We start from the raw sequence: 1,568 nt of genomic DNA on the forward strand, positions 1-1,568 counted from the left end.
TAAACACTTTATGTCTAAATTAACATATAACATAATTTAAAACAACCCATAAACTTCTTTATATCAAAACAAAATAAGGATGTCAAAAATATACTAAAAATCTATTTTTGACATCCCATTTTATTTTAATTAATAATATAACAATAAATTTGGCTAAATTTTTATTTCAATATTATTTTTCTTCTTTGATCATAAAAGTTAATATAAAACCACATACTATTGCTGCTACCATAGCTATTAATGTAGAGAAATATGATCCTGTAGAATCATAAAGTATTCCTGCTATAGTACTTCCAAATGATGCAATTAATAAATTCATAGTAATAAACGATAAGTTTACTGAATAATATTTAATGCCGTAAAAATCATTTACAAAGGCTGCGTTTGTAGGAGTTACCCCACCATAAGACAGACCTGTTAATATAAATCCGACTATTATAAATACAAATTTCCCAGTTATTATCGCAATCATTAAAACAAAAATTGATGCTAAAAAAAGTACATCATTTAACAGCATAGTCTTCAATCTTCCTATACGATCATACATACCACCAAATATAACTCTTCCTACACCATTGAATATAGAAATCAGTCCTACTACTGTAGATATAGTTCCTGTAGATATCCCTTCTACAACTTCTACCGTTATCCCACTAGCCTGTGATACTACTGCCAAACCTGCCGCTGACAATAATATAGCCCATACGAAATAGATCCAAAATGAAGCTTTTTTTAACATTTGTTTTGGTTCTAAATCAGCACCTTTTGATTTTCCTTTTGAACTATCTTGTTTAATATCTTCAGATATAATTTGAATTTCATCTATTGTAGGCTTACGAATAAAAAAGCTAGAAATAAACATAACTGCAAATAAAATTATACCAAAAACGAAGAATGAGTTTCTCCATGCTTCTACTCCTACTCCTGAAGGCGTAAAAGCTTGATATATTTTACCTATTAAAAAGCTACCAAATCCAAATCCCATAAGAAGTATCCCAGATATTAATCCAGGACAATCTGGGAAAAATTTAGTTATGTTTCCTAATACAGAGTTATAAGCAAATCCAGATGCTAACCCTGCAATCACTCCATATCCAATATATAAAGTAATTACATTTTGAGCCCTACTTGCTATTATAAATCCTGCTAAAAATAAAATAGCTGATAATTTTAGCATTATCTTAGGAAGAACTTTTTCAGAAAGCAATCCACTAATCAGTCCCCCCAAACAGAAAAATATCATACATAATGTAAATGTAAACGATAATTGTGTATTAGACCAATCAGTAAAATATTCACCAATTGGACTAGAAAGTACACTCCATGCATATACTAATCCTGCAAATAATAAAACTAAAACTCCAGCTACTCCGTAAACCCATCTCATCTTTTTTATCGTACCTTTTACATCAGATGTTTTTGTAAAGTATTCATTATTTTCCATTTTATATTCCTCTTCTATTTTTAGTTTTATCTTATATCTTTGTATGGAATTGCTTCCTCTTCATTTTTCAAAATTCTAAGTGCTCCATATGCTAAAGATTCTAATTCATTTTCACCAGCTAAAA

At 29.1% G+C, this 1,568-nt stretch carries 1 protein-coding gene; it reads right to left on the reverse strand.

Translation table 11 applies throughout. The features are described 5' to 3' along the window. Positions 1 to 172: 172 nt before the first annotated feature. The gene (locus ACI3VO_RS02580) at positions 173 to 1,444 is read right to left on the reverse strand and encodes an OFA family MFS transporter (protein ID WP_439756414.1); all 1,272 of its coding nucleotides are present in this window, start codon (positions 1,442 to 1,444) and stop codon (positions 173 to 175) included. Positions 1,445 to 1,568: the final 124 nt, after the last annotated feature.

The organism is Intestinibacter sp., from assembly GCF_051866655.1.
In the GTDB taxonomy this organism is placed as follows: Bacteria; Bacillota; Clostridia; order Peptostreptococcales; family Peptostreptococcaceae; genus Intestinibacter.

Coding starts and splice junctions, on each gene's coding strand:
- ACI3VO_RS02580 (WP_439756414.1), bottom strand. CDS start 1,444: ATGGAAAATAATGAATACTTTACAAAAACATCTGATGTAAAAGGTACG.